Origin of the sequence: Desulfomicrobium norvegicum (assembly GCF_900114595.1) — a bacterium.
In the GTDB taxonomy this organism is placed as follows: Bacteria; Desulfobacterota; Desulfovibrionia; order Desulfovibrionales; family Desulfomicrobiaceae; genus Desulfomicrobium; species Desulfomicrobium macestii.
On record NZ_FOTO01000004.1, the window covers coordinates 322,111 to 340,440 of the forward strand.

Consider the following 18,330-nt stretch of genomic DNA (forward strand, 5'->3'; position numbering starts at 1 on the left):
GCAATGGTTGGAGCCGCGATGCCTGGCTCAGTCAGATGGTCGGTGCGCCATGCAACGGAAAATTCGCTTTCCTGGACCGAGTCAAAGATGCTTGGGCGGGCCTGAAGGGGACTCCTCGTTTTGGGAATCTGCTTCTCCAATGGAAGAAAAGTTGGTGATGCGCACGTCGCCATCCGGGAATCTGGCCAGAATTTCCAGTTCTCCTCCCATCGCTTCGATGTGATTGCGCAGTGTGGAAAGATACATGTCCGTTCGGCGTTCCTGCTTGGCGATGGCGGGTTGCTGAACGTTCAGCAGCCGTGCAAGTTCTTGCTGCGAGAGCCCACGCACATGTCGCAGTTCATGCAATGGCATTTCCCTGAGCATCTTGCGCGTCAAGGCCGCTGATTTTTTTCGGGCGTCCGGCGACAATTCGTCCCTGAGTGCCGAGAATTTTCTAGTCATCGCGCAATCCCTCCTTCGTGATTTGGCGAAGATGTTCGTCGTAAAGGGAATCGGCCCGCGAGACGAATTCATCATACCAGCGGTCATTTCCGGTCTTGTCGCCTCCGATGAGAAGTATGGCGGTCCTGCGTGGGTCGAATGCGTAAAGTGTTCGCAAGGGTCTGCCTCCGCTCTGTGTCCGCAATTCGCGCATATGTCCGTGCCTTGATCGGAACACTCCCGATGAATGGGGAAAACCCAGGGAAGGTCCGGGAAATTCAAGAAGCCTCACGGATGCATCAAGCGAGATCTGTGCTTCCTCGGTCAACGTGTGCCACCAAGCCTCAAACTCGTCGGTGAATTCGACTTCCCAATGTGTTGGTGTTTCTTTAATCATGGGTGTGTATTCCGTCAATGGAATAATTTCTGTTCATTTGAAGAAAACGTCTGCGCATAACAGCACGGTCGGACGGAACCGTGGCTGGTATTTGTTGGTAGCAGCCCCACGATGGCCGCACATTGGGTTGGAAGAGTATATCTTGATGGGATAAATGGGTGGAAGATGAACAAAGGAAAAAGAAATCCCCGGAAAAGATGGCTTTCCGGGGATTTCTTTTTCAAGCGAGTCGTGGCCTCAAGTGCTTCCGGTATCGGCAAAGCGCATGAAGCCTGGTCAAGGAAGCGTATTCATGAATGGGGTGCAGGGGACGCGTCCCCTGCCCGCCGGAGGCATTCCTATTTTTCTTCGCGCTCCTTGTACCAGGCGCTGGAGTCTTCCATCAGTTTGTTCAGACGGTTGACCATCTTGTGCGGGTCGGCCAGGTAGCCGTCCATGAGCAGGGCGGATTCGTAGAGCTGTTCGATCACGGTGGCCACGAATTCGTCCTTCTCGTCCTTGGCGAAGACCGAGAGCAGGTTGCGCACCAGTTTGTGATCCTGGTTGATCTCGAAGACCTTCTTGGGAATGGAGGTGTCCTTGGTCACCAGCTGCATGATCTTGTGCATCTGGGATGTGGAGCCGTCCGGACTGACCAGGCAGGAAGGGCTCTGGCTCAGGCGCTTGGAGATGCGGGCCTCGGTGATGCGGTCGCCCAGGATTTCCTGCACGCGTTTGAGGAAGCGGTCCATGTCCTGGGATTCCTCTTTGGAGAGTTCCTCGGGCTTGTCCTTTTTCTCGGCGCTGTCGGCGTATTTTTCGATATTCGTGATGTCGGCGTTTTCGGTCGCCTTGAGCTCGAACTCCTTGAATTTGCGCAGGCTGTCCATGACGAACTCGTCCACGGGCTCGTACAGGTAGAGTACTTCCAGGCCCTTGGCGCGGAAGATCTCCAGGTGCGGATTCTGTTCGATGGCTTCGCGGCTGGGGCCGGAGATGTAGTAGATTTCCTTCTGACCTTCCTTGGCCGCCTCGATGTATTCTTCCAGGGAAATGAGCCCGTCCTTGTCCTCATGGCGCGAGGAGTTGAAGCGGAGCAGTTCGCCGAAGGCCTCCTGGTTGGCGAAGTCTGCATATCCGAGCTTGAAGCGTTTGGCGTGCTCGTTCCAGAACTTGACGTAGCGGTCCTTGTCCTGCCCGAGTTTTTTCAGGTGCGAAAGGATCTGCTTGGTCAGGGTGGTGGCGATTTTGCGGATGAGCAGGTTTTCCTGCAGGGTCTCGCGCGAGATGTTCAGCGGCAGGTCCTCGGTGTCGACCACGCCGCGCATGAAGCCGAGATATTCCGGGATGAGGTCCTTGTTCTTGCTCTGGATCAGCACGCGGCGCACGTAAAGGTCCAGTCCGTAGTTCTCGCGATCGAAGCCGAAGGTGTCCTGGCTGCGCGGGGGCACGAAGGCCAGGGCCGAGAACTGCACCGGGGCGTCCACGCTCATGTGCAGGGTGTCCAGGGGTTCCTCCTGGTCGTAGGTCAGGAACTTGTAGAACTCCGTGTACTGTTCGGGGGTGATGGAGAACTTGTTTTCGCGCCACAGTGCCTGCACGGTGTTGGCCTTCTCGCCCTGGACCAGGATGGGGAAGGATATGAAATTGGAGTGCTTCTTGATGATGGACGTGATGCGGTTCTTTTCCGCGAACTCCTTGCCGTCTTCCTTGAGCTGAAGGGTCAGGGTCGTGCCGCGCGGCAGATCCTCTTCCAGTTCGGCTACGGTGTAGGTGCCGAGCCCGTCGGAGGACCATTCCACGGCCTTGGCAGCCGGGTCGAAGGAACGGGTGCGGATGGTGACCTTGTCGGCGACCATGAAGACCGAATAGAAGCCCACGCCGAAGCGGCCGATGATATTGGAGGAGTTGGCCTGGTCGGCCATGGCCTGGCGGATGAATTCGGCGGACCCGGAATGGGCGATGGTGCCGATATTGCGGACCAGTTCATCCATGGTCATGCCGACGCCGGTGTCCGCGATGGTGAGGGTGTGGTTTTCCTCGTCCGCGGTGATGGAGATCTGCAGTTCAAGATCGGGGTTTGCGATCTCGGCCGAGCGGGCCTGCTCGAAGCGCAGCTTGTCGAGGGCATCCGAGGCGTTGGAGACCAGCTCTCGCAGAAATATTTCCCGGCTTGTGTAGATGGAATGAGTAATGATATCGAGTAATTGCTTGATTTCTGTCTTAAACTCGAACTGTTGTGCCTGAGACATAAATGCTCCTTCTGGTTTGGAAATTTTGTTTGCACCAAATAAAAGGCCTGCTCTCATTGTCAAGGGTTGCGAAGAAACAAGATTTTTACTTGACCGGGTCAGGGGGCTTGGGTAGAGAGTTTCCCCTGTCGGATGGTGGGTGTAGCTCAGTAGGCAGAGCACCTGGTTGTGGCCCAGGATGTCGCGCGTTCAAGCCGCGTCACTCACCCCATTAGACAATACGGGACAGTTCGTCTGTCCCTTTTTTTTCTCGCTTTTTGTGGTGGGTGTAGCTCAGTAGGCAGAGCACCTGGTTGTGGCCCAGGATGTCGCGCGTTCAAGCCGCGTCACTCACCCCATTTGACACCCAAGCAGAACCGGATAAGAACTGGTTCTGCTTTTTTTTTGGGGAGGTCGCATGGCTGCATTCACGGGCATCAACCACCTGGCCATGGTCACGGCGGACATGGACCGAACGGTACACTTCTGGCGGGATCTGCTCGGCATGCGTCTTGTCGTTGGGCTTGGGCATCCCGGGTACAGGCATTATTTTTTCGAAATCACAGACAAGGACATGATCGCCTTTTTCGAATGGCCCAAAGTGGAGCCCATTGCCGAAAAAGATCATGGCGCCCCGGTGCGCGGGCCCGCGGCTTTCGACCACCTGTCCTTTGGAGTGGAGAGCCTTGAAGAGCTGGGGCGTCTCAAGGACCTGCTGGAAGCCAATGATTTCTGGGCTTCGGAATTCATCGATCACGGGTTCATTATTTCCCTGTACTCCTTTGATCCCAACAACATCCCCATTGAATTCAGTTATGCCGTGCCCGAATACGACGTTCACTCCCATCCGATCATGATCGACTCCCATCCGACTCCGGCCGCACTGGAAGGCAGTAAGCCGCGTCCGGAAAGATGGCGCGACGCCGTTCCTTCGGATTCGGATCGCGGTATCTATCCCGGCGAAGCCGAAGCCGTGCGCGCCGCATTCACCAAGAAAACATAAATCCCGGGACATACCGGGGTATTTGAGGAAAATATGGATAAGCTTGTCATAGAAGGTGGCGTCCCGCTCAAGGGCGAGGTCCGCATCAGTGGTTCCAAGAACGCGGCCCTGCCCATTCTGCTCGCTTCGATTCTGGTCGAAGGCGAGGTGCGTCTCACCAATGTCCCGAATCTGCGCGATATCGCCACCACGCTGAAACTGCTCGAACTGCTCGGCTGCCGCGCCGAATTCAATGACGGCGACGTGCTGCTGCATTCGTGCGACTTGAAGCCCGAAGCTCCCTATGACCTGGTGCGCACCATGCGCGCCTCCGTGCTGTGCCTTGGCCCGCTTCTGGCGAGGCTCGGCCGGGCGCGGGTGGCCATGCCCGGCGGCTGCGCCATCGGTGCGCGGCCCGTGGATCTGCACCTCAAGGGGTTGGAGCAGATGGGTGCCGTCTTTGAACTCGAGAGCGGCGACATCATCGGCACCTGCGACCGCCTCAAGGGGGCCCATATCCACCTTGATTTCCCTACCGTGGGCGGCACAGAGCACCTGATCATGGCCGCTGTGCTGGCTGAAGGCGAGACCGTGCTCGAGAACGCGGCTCGCGAACCGGAGATTCAGGATCTGGCGGAATTTCTGAACACCTGCGGGGCGCGCATCACCGGCCACGGCACCAGCGTCGTGCATATCGAAGGCGTCGAGTCCCTGCACGGCTGCTCCTATCCCGTCATGCCCGATCGCATCGAGGCCGGCACCTATCTGGTGGCCGCCGGGATGACAAAGGGCGACCTGACCCTGCGGGACTGCCCGGTGGATGCGCTTGACGCCGTCATCTCGAAATTGCGCGAAATGGGCATGATCATCGAGGGCGACCGCGATCTGCTGACGGCCAGCGTCGACGGCCCCCTGAATTGCGTCGATCTTTCGACCAGGCCCTATCCCGGCTTCCCCACGGACATGCAGGCTCAGATCATGGCGCTCATGTGCGTCAGCCGTGGCGCGGGCGTGATCACCGAAGGCATCTTCGAGAACCGCTTCATGCACGTGCAGGAGCTGGCCCGCCTTGGCGCGCACATCACCCTCTCGGGACAGAGCGCCATGGTGCGCGGGGTGGATTCACTGAAAGGCGCCACGGTCATGGCCTCGGACCTGCGCGCCAGCGCCTGCCTGGTCCTGGCCGGCCTGGCGGCAACGGGACGCACCGACGTGCGCCGCATCTATCACCTCGACCGGGGCTACGAACAGATGGAAGTGAAGCTGGCTTCCGTCGGCGCCAGGATCAGGCGCGAAAAGGAATAGGGTGTGGCCGCAAGGCCGCCGAAGGCCGGAATGAAAAAACCTCGCTGAAAGTCTCAGCGAGGTTTTTTTTGGGGCTGTTGCCGGAGCCCTGCCTGTCGGGAGAGAGGTACAGGCGGTCCGCAGCGTATGAATTCTCGTGACTGAAGCGGGGCCTGTACGGCCCGCCATCATTTCCTTGCCTTCACTCCTGCCCGGGGATTTTCCCGGCCGTCGCGTTTTCTGCGGGCCTGGGCGCATGGTTCGGGAACTGCAATTCGCGCTTCAGAAAACCTCGCACACGCAGGTACTCGGTGATGTTTCCTTCCCCGCGCAGGACCATCTCCCAACCCGGCCGCTCCATGACCACCAGGACCGGGATGCCCGTGTAGCCCTTCATCTTGAAATAGGCCCGGGCCGTGCGCACCGTCTGGCGCAGGTCTTCGGACACCGGCACTGGGTCGATGGTGTCCAGGCTTTCCACGCGCAACACTTCAAGGAACAGGTTTTCCTTGCTTGCGTCGGCGTTTTGCACAGTGGCCAGACGGTACAGGTCGTCTTCCTTGTTGTCGGTGCTGGCCAGATGCCATTTGCCGGGCAGGGTGTGGGCGTTGATGGACAGGTTGGCCAGGATTTTCGAGCAGTGGTCGCAGTGCAGGCTGAAAAAGAGGACGTGCTGCGGCGCGTTGTCCGGAGCCGTCTCCCAGGTGCTGAAGGCCGTGTCCACGATGGCGGGTGGAACGACGTTCAGGTCCAGCACCGCGTTGGCGGTGAAGCCGCCGCACCACACGGCCACGCCCAGAAAGACCGTCAGGAGCGACCTGCGCACCCACGCAAAAAGACAGAGTCCCACAAAAAGGGTCACGCCCACGATGACGCAGAGCAGGCATTTTTCTTTGAGGCCCATGAACTGAAAGCCAAGGATGGCTCCGTCAAAGGCCAGGGCTCCGAAGAGCAGCAGACTGGCCAGACCCCAGATCCATTTCTTGTCGTAGCGGCCGCCAAAGAAGACCAGCCCCCACAGAAACCAGAAAAAGGCCGCTCCCATCTTGATGAGGTTGCCTTCGCCGAAGCGGACATATTCTCCGACGACGTCGCAAGCGGAGGTGGTGCAGAACGATGTATGGCGGACGGCCTGCATCCAGACCTCTGCCGAGAGGAAGGACGCGGCCAGGAAAAGAAAGGTCAGCAGAGAATAGCGAGAGAAGCGGATCATGACAAACTCCCTGTTGGATGATGGGTGTTTGTGTATCCAAGGTGTGCGTCGCGTCAAGCCGGAAATGCTTACGTCGGGGGCAAACGCACTTCTTGAGCCGTTTTGGCGGTGTCAGGCTGCAGTCATTTCAAACGTATGGAATGCTTCTTGAGCAGTTCGTACAGTCGGGCCCGGGACAGGCCGGAGCACTCGCAGGCCGTCGGCACATCATTGGCGCAGAGTTCGAGCAGCTGGCGCATGTAGGTGTTTTCGAGCTGGCCGACCACAATTTCTCGCACTTCGCGCAGTGGCGGCAGTTCGTCGCCCGGTGAAAAGGGCAGGGGTATGGCGCCGTGGATGCGGCCGGGTTCGAGCAGGGTGGGCTGCTCCTTGTCCGGATTGTGGCGAAAGGAGTTCCTGGCGATGCTGATGCGCACGTCCACCGGCAGGTGGTGGCTGTAAAGGGATGGCTCGTCCTGGCAGTTGTCGATGGCCACGGCCATGGTGTTGACGAATTCGCGTACATTGCCCGGCCAGTGATAGGCATGCAGGGCGTTGAGAAATTCCGGCGTGAGCGTCTTGGGTGTGATGCCGCTTTCGCGGCAGTTTTTTTCCGTGTAGTATTCGGCCAGCAGGAGGATGTCTTCCCTGCGGGAGCGCAGCGGTGGGATTTCGATCTGGTGGCCATTCAGGCGGTAGTAGAGATCGCTGCGGAAAAGCCCCTGCTCGACCATGAGCCGCAGGTTGCGGTTGGTGGCTGCGATGACCCGGAAATTGCTGCTGACTTCCTTCTCTGATCCGATGGGACGGAATTTGTGCTCCTGCAGCACGCGCAGCAGGGATTTTTGCAATTCAAGGCTCAGTTCGCCGATCTCATCCAGAAAAACCGTACCGTTGTTGGCCAGTTTGAAGAGGCCGTCCCGGGCCTCGTGAGCGCTGGTGAAGGACCCCTTGGTGTGGCCGAAAAGAGTGCTTTCGGCCAGATGTGTGGACAGGTTCGTGCAGTCGATGACCACCAGCTTGCCTGGCGTTGCCCCGTTTTCGTGGATGCCTCTGGCGAAAAGTTCCTTGCCCGTGCCCGTTTCGCCGGTGATGATGACGTTGGCCTTGCTTCCCGCCGCCTTGCCCATGACTTCAAGGCAGTTCATGATGGCCGGGCTTTCGCCGATGATGGCGCTGCGCTTGACCTTGCGCGGACCACGGTTCTGCTCCTTGGAGGCCCTGTAGGCAATGGTGCGCTGCAGGATGAGCATGATGTTGTTCAGGGAGATGGGTTTGCCTACGTAATCCCAGGCTCCGTTGGCGATGGCCAGGGTCGCGCCGTCGGAATCGCCGTCTCCGGTCAGAATGACAACCTCGGGCAGGGAAGAAAAGGACTGAAACTGCTTGATGTGTGCAAGCCCGTTGCCGTCGGGCAGATTGACGTCGAGAAAGATGAGATCGCAGTCCATGCTTTGCAGCTGGTCGAAAGCATCCTTGATGGTGTGAGCGATCTGGCAAGGATGGCCAATGCGTTCAATGATCCGCTGAAAGGAACGGGAAAAATCCTGATCGTCGTCGATTATGAGAATGTTGGCCATTTGTAGCTCCAGACAAAAGTTCAATCCGCTTTTGTCGGAATATGTCTGGAAAAGCAAGATTCTTGTGCGCCGTGAATCTTCATGCCCGTGAACATGAAAACAACGAGCGGGCTGGCCTTTTCCATGTTTAGGGATTAAAAAATAATTTCGCTCCCGGAGGAATTGTCCATGCAGGTGCCGCCTGACGTGCATTCCGGCTGGAATTTACTGGAAGCGAAAAGGTCAGGGCGGATTGTTGTCGGGGCTTTTTTATGTCAACATGCGAAACGACATTGGAAGGTTGCAGGTGGAACGCATGTTTTTTCAACACAAACCCCACGCAGGAGCGCCATGTGGATAGTGATGCGAGGAGAGTGATCCCGGCAGGCAAGGAACGCAGACCATACAGGATGCTTGCGGCTTTTTTTTGCGTAGCGGCGGTGCTCTTTGCTGTTTGCCTTGTTCAGGCCGCCGATGACCAGACTTTGATCACCCAGCGCTGTCTGGGCTGTCATGGTATGGAGAAAAATTGCGAAGTCACCGTGAACGATCCAGAATGGTGGAAGGAAACGGTGCTGCGCATGGTTGAATACAAGAGCGATCTGCTGAACGACGTCGAGACCGACAAGGTCGCTCTTTTCCTGGCCGATGAACGGAAGCGGTCAACGCTCTGTTCTTCGAACTGAAACTTTTGAAAACCTGGAGGATGCTATGAAATACGTATTGGGATGTCTTTTGGCCGGTCTTCTTTTCGCTTCGGTGGCCGTGGCTTCCGGTGATTTGGGTGCCGAACGCTATGCGAAGATGTGCAAGAGCTGTCATGGGGCCGATGGGTCTAATGCGGCCATGAGTCGCGCCCTCAAGGGGTTGCCGGCCGAGGAAGTGAAGGCGGCCCTGATCGGCTACAAAGAGCAGACCTATGGTGGAAAGAAGAAAGGCATGATGGAACGCGTGGTCAAATCCCTCACCGATGAGGATATCGAGGTGCTGGCCACACATATCGGCACTTTTTAAGGGTTGGACCGGATCAACCGGCCTTAAGTCCTTTTCTCGCGAAACGGTGGCCGGTGCCTTTTTACGGCGAGCATTCAAGCAATCCTGAACCCAGAAACCAACGAGCCCTTCCTGTCTGGGAGGGCTCTCTCATGAGGCCCGGATGCGATCAGCTCTTCTTCTTTTTCTTTTGTTGGTCTGGCCGACGCAGGCGATTTCGCAGAGCGCCCTGCACCAGGCGCATGATGCAGCGGCCGCAGTCACAGCCCATGACCGCTCCACGACGGAGCAGGCCCAAGAGGCGCTGCATGCCGGTCACGGTGATGCCGCGCCCATGCCAATGGAGCCTTTGGCCCAGGACCCCGCCACGGACGATGGTCCCGCGCAGTCCACGCATTCGGGCCACGCGCAGCCCGAGGCAATGCCTGCCGATCATTCCGGGCACGGGACCATGGCCCCTCCGGTCGGGAACGTTACTCCCGCGTCCGCACCCGAACCCGAGCACGTCCATCCCGCACCCGTGGCCGAAGCCTCGATCGGCGTGACGGAGAAGCTCGGAGAATTCATTGCCGCCGAGACCCGATTCTTCGACGAAGACGGCAAGGCCGTGACCATGGGCGAGATCGTGGACAAGCCGACCATCGTCGTGCCCATCTATTTTTCCTGCCCCAATGTCTGCGCCATCATCCAGAGTTCCCTGACGGCGGTACTGCCGGACGTGAAGCTTGAGCCCGGCGTCGATTTTCAGGTGGTCAGCGTCAGCTTCGACGACACGGACACGCCGGAACTGGCCACCCGCCAGAAGCGCAACTACATGGCGGCCATGGACTTCAAGTATCCGGAAAACGGCTGGCGGTTTCTGACCGGCAAAGAGACCGACATCCGCATGCTCATGGATTCCCTGGGGTTCGGCTTCAGGCGCGAGGGCAAGGATTTTCTGCATCCGGTGGTCATCATGGCCGTCTCGCCCAAGGGCAAGATCGTGCGCTATCTCTACGGCACGAAGCCCCTGGCCTTCGATCTGACCATGGCCGCCACCGAGGCGGGCAGGGAGCAGATCGGCCTGTCCGTCAAGCGCGTGCTGGCCTACTGCTTTTCCTATGACCCCGAAGGCAAGCGCTACGCGTTCAATTTCATGAAGATAACAGGCACGGGCATCCTTTTGATCCTGGTCGTATTGCTCGTCTCGCTCATGCTTGCAGGCCGCAAGAAGCGCACTCCCCGAAATTAAGCACGTAAAAGAGGTTTTCACGCATGCATTCTCCCGGTGAAACCGTGCCCTTTCTGGACCCCTATCCGGGCCGAAGCGGCATCCTGTCCTGGATCTTCTCCACGGATCACAAGCGCATAGGCATGCTCTATCTGTGGTGCATACTGACCATGTTCGCGGTCGGAGTGGTGCTTGGCGTGCTCATGCGCCTGGAACTCATCGCGCCGGGGCGGGACATCATGGACGCCCAGACCTACAACGCCATGTTCACCCTGCACGGCGTGGTCATGATCTTTCTCTTCGTCATCCCCGGCATTCCGGCCGCTTTCGGCAACATTCTGCTCCCTTTGCAGATCGGGGCCGAGGACGTGTCCTTTCCGCGCCTGAACATCTTTTCGTGGTGGCTGTACCTGACCGGAGCCTGTCTGGCCGTGACCAGCCTCTTCACCGGCGGCGGCCCTCCGGACACGGGCTGGACCTTTTACGTGCCCTTCAGCGAGCGGACCACGACCAACGTCTCCCTGGCCGTGGTCGCGGTCTTCATTCTCGGCTTTTCGTCCATCCTGACCGGGCTCAACTTCATCACCACCATCCACCGTCTGCGCGCTCCCCAGATGAGTTGGGGCAAGCTCCCGCTTTTCACCTGGTCGCTCTACGCCACGGCCTGGATTCAGCTGCTGGCCACGCCGGTGCTGGGCATCACCGTGGCCCTGGTCTTCATCGAGAGGTGGCTCGGCATCGGGCTCTTCGATCCCTCCAAGGGCGGGGACCCGCTCCTGTATCAGCATCTGTTCTGGATCTATTCGCATCCGGCCGTGTACATCATGATCGTTCCGGCCATGGGCGTGGTCTCCGAGATCATTCCCGCCTTCGCGCGCAAGTCCATCTTCGGGTACAAGGCCATCGCCATATCGAGTCTGGCCATCGCCTTCGCCGGTTCGCTGGTCTGGGCGCATCACATGTTCACCAGCGGCATGAGCGACACAGCGGTCATGGTCTTTTCCTTCCTGACCTTCGTGGTGGCCATCCCCTCGGCCATCAAGGTCTTCAACTGGGTGGCCACCCTGTACAAGGGCTCCATCTATCTGGAGCCGCCGCTCATGTTCGCGCTCGGCTTCATCTTCCTCTTCTCGGCCGGAGGATTGACCGGGCTGGTGCTTGGTTCGGCGGGCACGGACATCCATGTCCACGATACCTATTTCGTGGTTGCCCATTTTCATTATGTCATCTTCGGAGGCACGGGATTCGGGCTCTTCGCGGCCATGCTCTTCTGGTTTCCGAAGTTCTTCGGGCGCATGTACGATCGCCGCATGGCCAACGTGAGCTGGTACCTGCTCATCGGCGGATTCAACATGCTCTATTTTCCAATGTTCGTGATCGGCCTGCAGGGCATGCCGCGTCGTTATTACGACTATCTGCCCATGTACCAGACCGGACAGATGGTCTCGACCATCGGATCCTGGGTGCTTGTCGCGGGGCTCATCGTCCTGTTTTACAGTCTTTCCAAGTGTTTTTACGGGCCGCGCACCGTGGGCAACAATCCCTGGGGGGCGGCGACCCTGGAATGGACCCTGCCGAGCCCGCCGCCGCACCTGACCTTCCTTGATCCGCCGGACGTGCCGCGCGGCCCCTATTCCTACGAGGGGGTGAATCGCGATGAGTGAGGCACACAAGGATTACGCCGGCGACAAGTTCGGGATGTGGCTGTTCCTGTTCACCGAGATCCTGCTCTTCGGCGGCTTCTTTCTGCTCTATTCGGTCTACCTGCACCGTTATCCGGTGGAGTTTCATGAAGGCGGGCTGCAACTGAGCCGCGTGTTCGGCACCCTCAACACGGTCGTGCTCATCACCTCCAGCCTGACCGTGGCTCTGGCCATTTCCGCCCTGCAGCAGGGCAGGAAGGCGCTCTGCCTGTGGCTCCTGAGCGCGACCATCGCCCTGGCCGGGGTCTTCATGGTCAACAAGTTCTTCGAATGGTCGGCCAAGATCGGACATGGCATCTATCCCGGCTCGCCGGAGATGGCGGCCGGTTCCGGCGGGGCGAACATCTTCTTCGGCCTTTACTACCTCATGACCGGAGCCCATGGCCTGCATGTGGTCATCGGTGCCGCTATCCTCGGCTTCTGTATGCTGCGCATATGGCAGGGCAGGGTCACGGCCGACAATTTCGGGCTGCTTGAGAACGGCGGCCTGTACTGGCATCTGGTCGACCTGGTCTGGATTTTCCTTTTTCCACTTTTTTACCTGATCAGCTGACATGACTACACAAAAACACATTCTGCCCTTTGCCCTGCTGACCAGGATCTGGCTGGCCCTCATGGCCCTGACCGGGGTCACGGTGGGCGTCGCGAGCTTCGATTTCGGATATCTGAACGTGCTGGCGGCCATGACCGTGGCCTCGACGAAAGCCCTCCTGGTGATCTTTTTCTTCATGCATCTCAAATACGAGAACCGCACGCTCGGGGCCTTCTTGCTGCTGGTCTTCGTCATTCTGGCCATCTTCATCGGCTTCACCTTCTTCGACGTGGCGATGCGGCCGGAGGCAGGCTCATGATCCCGCCCATCACCAAGGTCGCGGCCCAGGTCGATCAGGTCTTCCTGCTTATTTTCGGAGTATCGACCGTCATATTGATTGCCATCACGGCGCTCATGGTCTGGTTCGTCATCCGCTACCACCACACCCGTCATCCCAAGGCGGCGGACATTCGCGGCAACCTCCTGGCGGAGGTCATCTGGACGGTCATCCCGAGCATTCTGGTCATGGGCATGTTCTACTACGGCTGGGCCAGTTTCAAGGCGCTGCGTTCCGTTCCCGCCGACGCCATGCGCGTGCAGGTCACGGCGCGCATGTGGTCCTGGGTGTTCGAGTACGAGAACGGCAAGCGCGCCAGCACCCTCTATGTGCCCCTGGACCGGGCCGTGCGCCTGGACATGACCTCCGTGGACGTCATCCACAGCTTCTTCGTGCCCGCTTTTCGCATCAAGATGGACACCGTACCCGGCATGCAGACCCATGCCTGGTTCCAGGCCCAGCGCGGGGGCAGCTACGACATCCTGTGCGCCGAATACTGCGGTCTCAGGCACGCCAATATGCTTTCCACCGTCGAGGTCATGGACCCTGACGATTTCAGGACCTGGTACGAAAGTACGGCCGCAGGGGACGAGGCCGCCATCGGGCTTCTGGAGTCGTACGGCTGCACTGCCTGCCACTCCCTGGACGGGTCGGAGGAAATGGGGCCGACGCTTCTGAACATCTACGGGGCGCAGCGGCGGGTCATCGACGCAAACGGCACGCGGGAGGCCTTCGTGGACGAGGCCTACCTGCGCCGCGCCATCATCGAGCCGGACGCGGAGCTGGTGGAGGGCTTCGAGGGAATGCCTTCCTACAAGGAGGAGATGCCGGACCAGGATCTGGATGCCATCATTAAATATCTGACGGGCGGAGCGAAGCGCGATCTTGATCGAGGAAGACAGCTGATGGAGGCCGAAGGGTGCCTCAGCTGCCATTCCACGGACGGTTCGGAGATAGCCGGGCCGACGCTCAAGAACATCGTCGGGCGCGAGGTCGAATTGGCAGACGGTTCGCGGACGGCGGCCGATGATGAGTATCTGATCGAAGCCATCATTGATCCGGAGAAATTCATTGTCGTCGGGTACGATCCCATCATGCCGTCCTACGAACACCTGACCGAAGACGAGCTGCAGGCCATGGTCGACTACATGCACGCCTTGAGCGAGAACAATGATTAGGGACATTCCCTCGCTGACACGGCCCGGCATCTCCCTGGCTGTCGGGCTGTCGGCCCTGGCCGGATATGTCATGGCCGCCGGCGCGCTGTCCGGCGGCGGGGCGCTTTTTGCCGGGACGTTCGCCCTGAGCGCGGCGGTTTCGGTTCTGAATCAGATCCAGGAGCGAGGCCGCGATGCACGCATGGAACGGACCAGGAACCGTCCGCTGGCAAGCGGAAGAATGAGCGTAGTGCAGGGTTGCCTGATATTTGCATTACTGCTTGCGCTGTCGGCCACGCTGCTTTGGTCGCTTCTTTCCTGGCGTGCCCTACCTGTCCTGCTGGTGGTTCTTGGCCTGTACAATGGCCTCTACACCCTGATGAAGCCCGTCACGGGCTGGGCCATGATCCCCGGTGCGGCCTGCGGCGCGCTGCCTTTCTGGATCGGCTGGGTGGCCGGGGGGGGCGGCCTGTCCTCTATCGAACCGGCCTATTTCTTCGTTTTTTATTTCGTTTGGCAGATGCCTCATTTCTGGATGCTGGCCGAAGCCAATGCCGATGACTACGCGGCCGCCGGATTTCCGGTCCCGGCCAACAGTTTTTCCGGTTTCTCCCGTCAGGCCATCCCCAGAATATGGGCTCTGGCCCTGGCCATGATCGGCGGCATGGCTCCGCTTTTTGGCCTCGCGACAGGTCCTGGTCAGGCCTATGCACTGGCCACGGTCTGTCCTGCCTACGCCCTTCTGGCGATTTTCGCTCGGGCCCGGGTGCTGCGCTTGGCATCGGATGGTTTTCTGGCGGGGGTGGTGCTCATGATTGTGGCGGAACGGCTGACCACGTGATAACGCATGCAGGACGTGGACTTGTTCAGCTGTACGATCTTCAAGAGGATGGCGACTTCTCGCAGTGACGTCTTCATTGATCGCATTTTTCAGCCAAGGAGGATCTTTTTATTCCTGTCTTCATGCCCGCACGCATGCGGCAGCATGTTGGATCTTGTATAAATATGGCCTGACGGCGATTTTTCCTTAATTTTGAAAAGACGGGGTATGATCATGAAAAAGTTGTGTGCATTGTTACAGATTTTTTGTTTTGTAGGCGTGTTCTCTGTGGCCCTGGCGAGTCCCTTTGACGTGAATACCACTGTCGTTGCGACCTCTTCATCAAACCCAGGTGCGCTTGAAGCCGTGGGTACTGTTACTCAATGGATCAAAGGCAAGGAAGTCCCGCTTTCACTTGCAACCGTTCTGATTGGAACAAATCTTTCCCTCAAGGCTCAAGGAAGCACCGACGTTGTTTCCAATGCCAAAGGAATCGTGGCTGAAGTCACGACCAACAATGCCGGTGTTTTTTCCGCGAAGATTCCCGCAGGCACCTATTCCGTTATTCTGTGGAAAAAAGGCTACGTGCCTGCCACCTATTCGATGAAGGTTCCGGGCACTTTCAAGGGGACCATCTCGGTTGACAATCAGGTTGGAGCCACTGGCCGGCACGTGAATCTTTTGAAGAAATGAAGCTGTGTCCCGGCAACAGGTGATGTGTTTTTTGACATTCGCGGCCGGGACGGGAATCAGGTGGATTTGATTTTAGCTTTGGGCATGTTGCGCTGCCCGGGATATTTGATTTCGCGGCAGCGCAAGACCTCAAGAATCCCGTTCGTGTCGCTCGGTTCGGACATGAGTACTCCGGTCATGATCGATGCGCCGTCCCTGGCAGGTCTGAAACGAGAAAAGCCACGCAGGTTTTCCCTGCGTGGCTTCTCTCGCGTTTGAGTCCGGTAATCAGCAGGCGTGCTGCAGATTGGCGGCGGGGGCGAAACGCCATTTGTGCAGGCACGAACTGCCGCAGGAGTTGGAGCATTCGCATTCCTCGCCGACCACGACCACTGGCACGGAGCTTTGCTTGCTGACCGTGTCCGTCAGGGATCCGAGAATCTTGCGCGCCGAGGCATTGCCCTTGGTGCCCATGATGATCATGTCGCAGTCGTGCTCGCTTGCAGCCTTGATGATGGCGTCGGCTGTCGCGCCCTGTTCGACCACGATTTCAAACTCGACCCCGGCTTCTCTGCAACCATCCACGAAGATGGCGAAAATCTTGCCCATTTCTTCCAGATTCCTGCGGATGATTTGCTCGCGTCCATCGGGGCTGATGCGTCCGCTGATCAGGCCGTGGGCGTGGAAAAGGACAACTTTCGCCCCGCACTGTTTGGCCAGCGCGATGGCATAGCGTTTGGCACGACGGCCGGCTTCGCTGTTGTTCACCGGAACCAGAAAAGTTTTGAAACCAGGCAATTTCATATGAAGTTCCTCCCGAGGAAAGATTGAATTGGTTAATCAACCAATTTGTGCCATGGTTCACAAGGGAGCGTCAAGAAAATTTTCATGCGGATTGAAAAATTCCAGCAAGCGCGGATGGTTGAAGAGTCGCAATGAGTTTATGACAACTTGGGTAGCGCTTTAGAAACGGGTAGGGCGTTTGTTGGGAATTCAAAAGTTTCAAGTGTGACGATTTTTTTTCGGATATGCCGAACATGGCGCAAATTGCTTCAAGTGCGCTTGCCATTGGCACGCGATGGGCCTAAAAAAGGAACGTTTTACAATCAACCGATATTTCATTCTTGGAGGTCTATCGTGGAGAAGATTCTGATCGTGGGGTGCAAGAACACCATGGACGATGTTTGCATTGGCTGTTCACGTTGCCTGGTGGCTTTCAACAGAAGACAGGGTATCTTTGAAATCTACGAGGACACCGACGCCGAGATCGTTGGCATGGTTGGCTGCGGCGGCTGCCCGGCACCGGCCATCGTGACCAGGCTCATGCAGGTCAAGCTCTGGAACGCGCCCATGAACGAAAAGCCCACGGTGATCCACATCGCGCCCTGCATAGCCGAGCAGTGTCCGCACAAGGAAGAGATCATCAAGAAAATCACGGCCAAGGCAGGCATCCGTGTCATCGAAGGAACACATCCCTACGTTCCCAAGGACATCTTCGCCTGATATCGCAAAAGAGCCGATGAGGCGCATGGTGCGCCCTTGGCCCTTCCGGATCACTGATCTGTATTGATCTTGAATACAGGTGGTTACGGATATGTCGCGCCGCTCATCCTTATAAACGGTCAATTTATATCTCACCGGATGGCTTCGCGACCTGACCGGGCAGCCTTGAAGGCAATTCGCGTATGACCCCGCTTCAGCGTGGCGGACATACTTTTTTTGTCCACACGCATTTTTCAACCTTTGCTTGAAGTAAATAACCCGCATCGACAGTCTCTTTGTCGAAATGAATGCGCCTCCGTTCAACTTGTGAGCGGAGGCTTTTTTTACGGAAAAATTTTGCTGCTGATGATCAAAAAGGAAAATGATCTGTGCCGGTCGCATCTTTATTCATTAATGATTTTGGTCAATGTAATGTTGAATTATTTTCTATTTCATTATTGGTTAAAATAGCAACTATCTACATATGGATATGTATATAGTTTCAGGTTTGTATAATTACAGATAATTATTTGTGAAAATATTTATTATGAAATAATCGCATTGTATTCATCTTATTGATAGTATTATGAAAAATTATTTCGATTGTCTTATGTGAACATGCCGGCTTCCATAAAATACGCCAACTTTAAAAAAATGTAGCCAGAAATTGGTCGCTGAGTTCCAATTTCTGAGAGCCAGATACGGGGACGGTTCATGAAGCATGCGCTGCAACGGTTTATATGTCTGACGCTGGCATTTCTGCTGGTATTCAATCCCGTGGCGGCTGCTGCGGATGGCATCGTGGTCGATCCCAAGGCCCCGGCCGCCAATCAGCCGGCCGTAAGCGCCGCGCCCAACGGTGTGCCCCTGGTCGACATCGCAAGACCGAACTCTGGAGGCCTCTCCCACAACAAGTTCGACCAGTTCAACGTGGGCGGGCCCGGCGTAATCCTGAACAACAGCAAGAAGGCCGGGCGCACGCAACTGGGCGGGGTGGTGGCCAACAACCCGAAGCTCGGCAAGGGCCCCGAAGCCCGGGTCATCCTGAACGAGGTCACGGGCAGCAGCCGATCCCGCCTTGAGGGCTACACTGAAATATTCGGTTATCCGGCCGACTACATCCTGGCCAATCCGAACGGCATAACGGTCAACGGCGGCGGGTTCATAAACACGCCCCGGGCCACGTTGACCACGGGCAAGCCCCGGTTTGACGAGTACGGAGGTCTGAGGGCCCTGGATGTGCGTCAGGGCGATGTGCTTGTCGACGGCCTGGGCCTCAATGTCTCCAATCTCGACGCATTCGACATCATCAGCCGCACGGCCAGGATCAACGCCGACGTGCACGCCGTGAAGCTGGGCATCAGCACCGGATACGGC

19 protein-coding genes and 2 tRNA genes are annotated in these 18,330 nt (G+C 57.7%); 15 read left to right on the top strand and 6 right to left on the bottom strand.

Going from position 1 to position 18,330, the window contains the following annotated elements; genetic code table 11:
* Positions 1–81: 81 nt before the first annotated feature.
* The 3 genes from BMZ24_RS08940 to htpG all read right to left on the bottom strand — a co-directional run bounded on the left by BMZ24_RS08940 (position 82) and on the right by htpG (position 3,051).
* Complete coding sequence (locus BMZ24_RS08940; RefSeq protein WP_244150316.1) at positions 82–531, bottom strand: XRE family transcriptional regulator; 450 nt, start codon at positions 529–531, stop codon at positions 82–84.
* A complete protein-coding gene (locus BMZ24_RS20480; RefSeq protein WP_092191389.1) occupies positions 437–820 on the bottom strand; it encodes a type II toxin-antitoxin system RelE/ParE family toxin in 384 nt (127 codons plus the stop codon). The genes BMZ24_RS08940 and BMZ24_RS20480 overlap by 95 nt, the downstream gene beginning before the upstream one ends.
* 338 nt (positions 821–1,158) lie before the next feature.
* Positions 1,159–3,051 (bottom strand): molecular chaperone HtpG, encoded by a 1,893-nt coding sequence (gene htpG / locus BMZ24_RS08950; protein WP_092191391.1) that lies wholly within the window; start codon positions 3,049–3,051, stop codon positions 1,159–1,161.
* A 135-nt stretch (positions 3,052–3,186) separates the two neighbouring features.
* On the opposite strand from htpG, the gene BMZ24_RS08955 reads away from it, so the two are divergent.
* From BMZ24_RS08955 to murA, 4 genes are all read left to right on the top strand, one after another.
* Positions 3,187–3,262 (top strand) — tRNA-His (locus tag BMZ24_RS08955).
* Positions 3,263–3,313: 51 nt separating this feature from the next.
* Positions 3,314–3,389, top strand: a tRNA-His gene (locus BMZ24_RS08960).
* A 59-nt stretch (positions 3,390–3,448) separates the two neighbouring features.
* Positions 3,449–4,033, top strand: a complete 585-nt coding sequence (locus BMZ24_RS08965; RefSeq protein WP_092191393.1) for a VOC family protein — start codon at positions 3,449–3,451, stop codon at positions 4,031–4,033.
* Positions 4,034–4,066: 33 nt separating this feature from the next.
* The gene (murA, locus tag BMZ24_RS08970) at positions 4,067–5,317 is read left to right on the top strand and encodes a UDP-N-acetylglucosamine 1-carboxyvinyltransferase (protein ID WP_092191395.1); all 1,251 of its coding nucleotides are present in this window, start codon (positions 4,067–4,069) and stop codon (positions 5,315–5,317) included.
* Between the two features lie 181 nt (positions 5,318–5,498).
* Here murA and BMZ24_RS08975 read toward each other — a convergent pair whose 3' ends face one another.
* Positions 5,499–6,509: a hypothetical protein gene (locus tag BMZ24_RS08975; protein WP_092191397.1), complete on the bottom strand. Its 1,011-nt coding sequence runs from the start codon at positions 6,507–6,509 to the stop codon at positions 5,499–5,501.
* A 122-nt stretch (positions 6,510–6,631) separates the two neighbouring features.
* Positions 6,632–8,068: a sigma-54-dependent transcriptional regulator gene (locus BMZ24_RS08980; RefSeq protein WP_161949095.1), complete on the bottom strand. Its 1,437-nt coding sequence runs from the start codon at positions 8,066–8,068 to the stop codon at positions 6,632–6,634.
* Between the two features lie 332 nt (positions 8,069–8,400).
* Here BMZ24_RS08980 and BMZ24_RS08985 point away from each other — a divergent pair, with 332 nt between their 5' ends.
* The 9 genes from BMZ24_RS08985 (at position 8,401) to BMZ24_RS09025 (ending at position 15,492) form a co-directional block, all read left to right on the top strand.
* Positions 8,401–8,733, top strand: coding sequence for a hypothetical protein (locus BMZ24_RS08985; RefSeq protein WP_143077863.1), 333 nt, complete (start codon positions 8,401–8,403; stop codon positions 8,731–8,733).
* Positions 8,734–8,758: 25 nt separating this feature from the next.
* On the top strand, positions 8,759–9,061 hold the full coding sequence (locus tag BMZ24_RS08990) for a c-type cytochrome (protein WP_092191403.1): 303 nt from the start codon (positions 8,759–8,761) through the stop codon (positions 9,059–9,061).
* Positions 9,062–9,203: 142 nt separating this feature from the next.
* Positions 9,204–10,271 carry an SCO family protein gene (locus BMZ24_RS08995; RefSeq protein ID WP_092191405.1) on the top strand — a complete coding sequence of 356 codons (1,068 nt, stop codon included), beginning with the start codon at positions 9,204–9,206 and terminating at the stop codon, positions 10,269–10,271.
* Positions 10,272–10,294: 23 nt separating this feature from the next.
* Positions 10,295–11,914 carry a cytochrome c oxidase subunit I gene (gene ctaD, locus BMZ24_RS09000; protein ID WP_092191407.1) on the top strand — a complete coding sequence of 540 codons (1,620 nt, stop codon included), beginning with the start codon at positions 10,295–10,297 and terminating at the stop codon, positions 11,912–11,914.
* Positions 11,907–12,506, top strand: a complete 600-nt coding sequence (locus BMZ24_RS09005; protein ID WP_092191409.1) for a cytochrome c oxidase subunit 3 family protein — start codon at positions 11,907–11,909, stop codon at positions 12,504–12,506. Before ctaD ends, BMZ24_RS09005 begins: the two co-directional genes overlap by 8 nt.
* Before the next feature lies 1 nt (position 12,507).
* Entirely contained in the window at positions 12,508–12,804 is a 297-nt protein-coding gene (locus BMZ24_RS09010; RefSeq protein WP_092191411.1) for a cytochrome C oxidase subunit IV family protein, read from the top strand.
* Positions 12,801–14,000, top strand: a complete 1,200-nt coding sequence (coxB, locus tag BMZ24_RS09015; protein ID WP_092191413.1) for a cytochrome c oxidase subunit II — start codon at positions 12,801–12,803, stop codon at positions 13,998–14,000. Before BMZ24_RS09010 ends, coxB begins: the two co-directional genes overlap by 4 nt.
* Positions 13,993–14,820 (top strand): protoheme IX farnesyltransferase, encoded by an 828-nt coding sequence (locus tag BMZ24_RS09020; protein ID WP_092191415.1) that lies wholly within the window; start codon positions 13,993–13,995, stop codon positions 14,818–14,820. Before coxB ends, BMZ24_RS09020 begins: the two co-directional genes overlap by 8 nt.
* Before the next feature lie 207 nt (positions 14,821–15,027).
* Complete coding sequence (locus BMZ24_RS09025; protein ID WP_092191417.1) at positions 15,028–15,492, top strand: carboxypeptidase-like regulatory domain-containing protein; 465 nt, start codon at positions 15,028–15,030, stop codon at positions 15,490–15,492.
* A gap of 267 nt (positions 15,493–15,759) precedes the next feature.
* On the opposite strand, the gene BMZ24_RS09030 is transcribed toward BMZ24_RS09025, so the two are convergent.
* Positions 15,760–16,275: a universal stress protein gene (locus tag BMZ24_RS09030; RefSeq protein WP_092191419.1), complete on the bottom strand. Its 516-nt coding sequence runs from the start codon at positions 16,273–16,275 to the stop codon at positions 15,760–15,762.
* Between the two features lie 333 nt (positions 16,276–16,608).
* Between BMZ24_RS09030 and BMZ24_RS09035 the strand changes: the two genes are divergently transcribed.
* A complete protein-coding gene (locus BMZ24_RS09035) occupies positions 16,609–16,974 on the top strand; it encodes a CGGC domain-containing protein (protein WP_092191421.1) in 366 nt (121 codons plus the stop codon).
* Positions 16,975–17,667: 693 nt separating this feature from the next.
* A partial coding sequence (locus tag BMZ24_RS09040) for a filamentous hemagglutinin N-terminal domain-containing protein (protein WP_143077864.1) occupies positions 17,668–18,330 on the top strand: 663 nt, incomplete at its 3' end.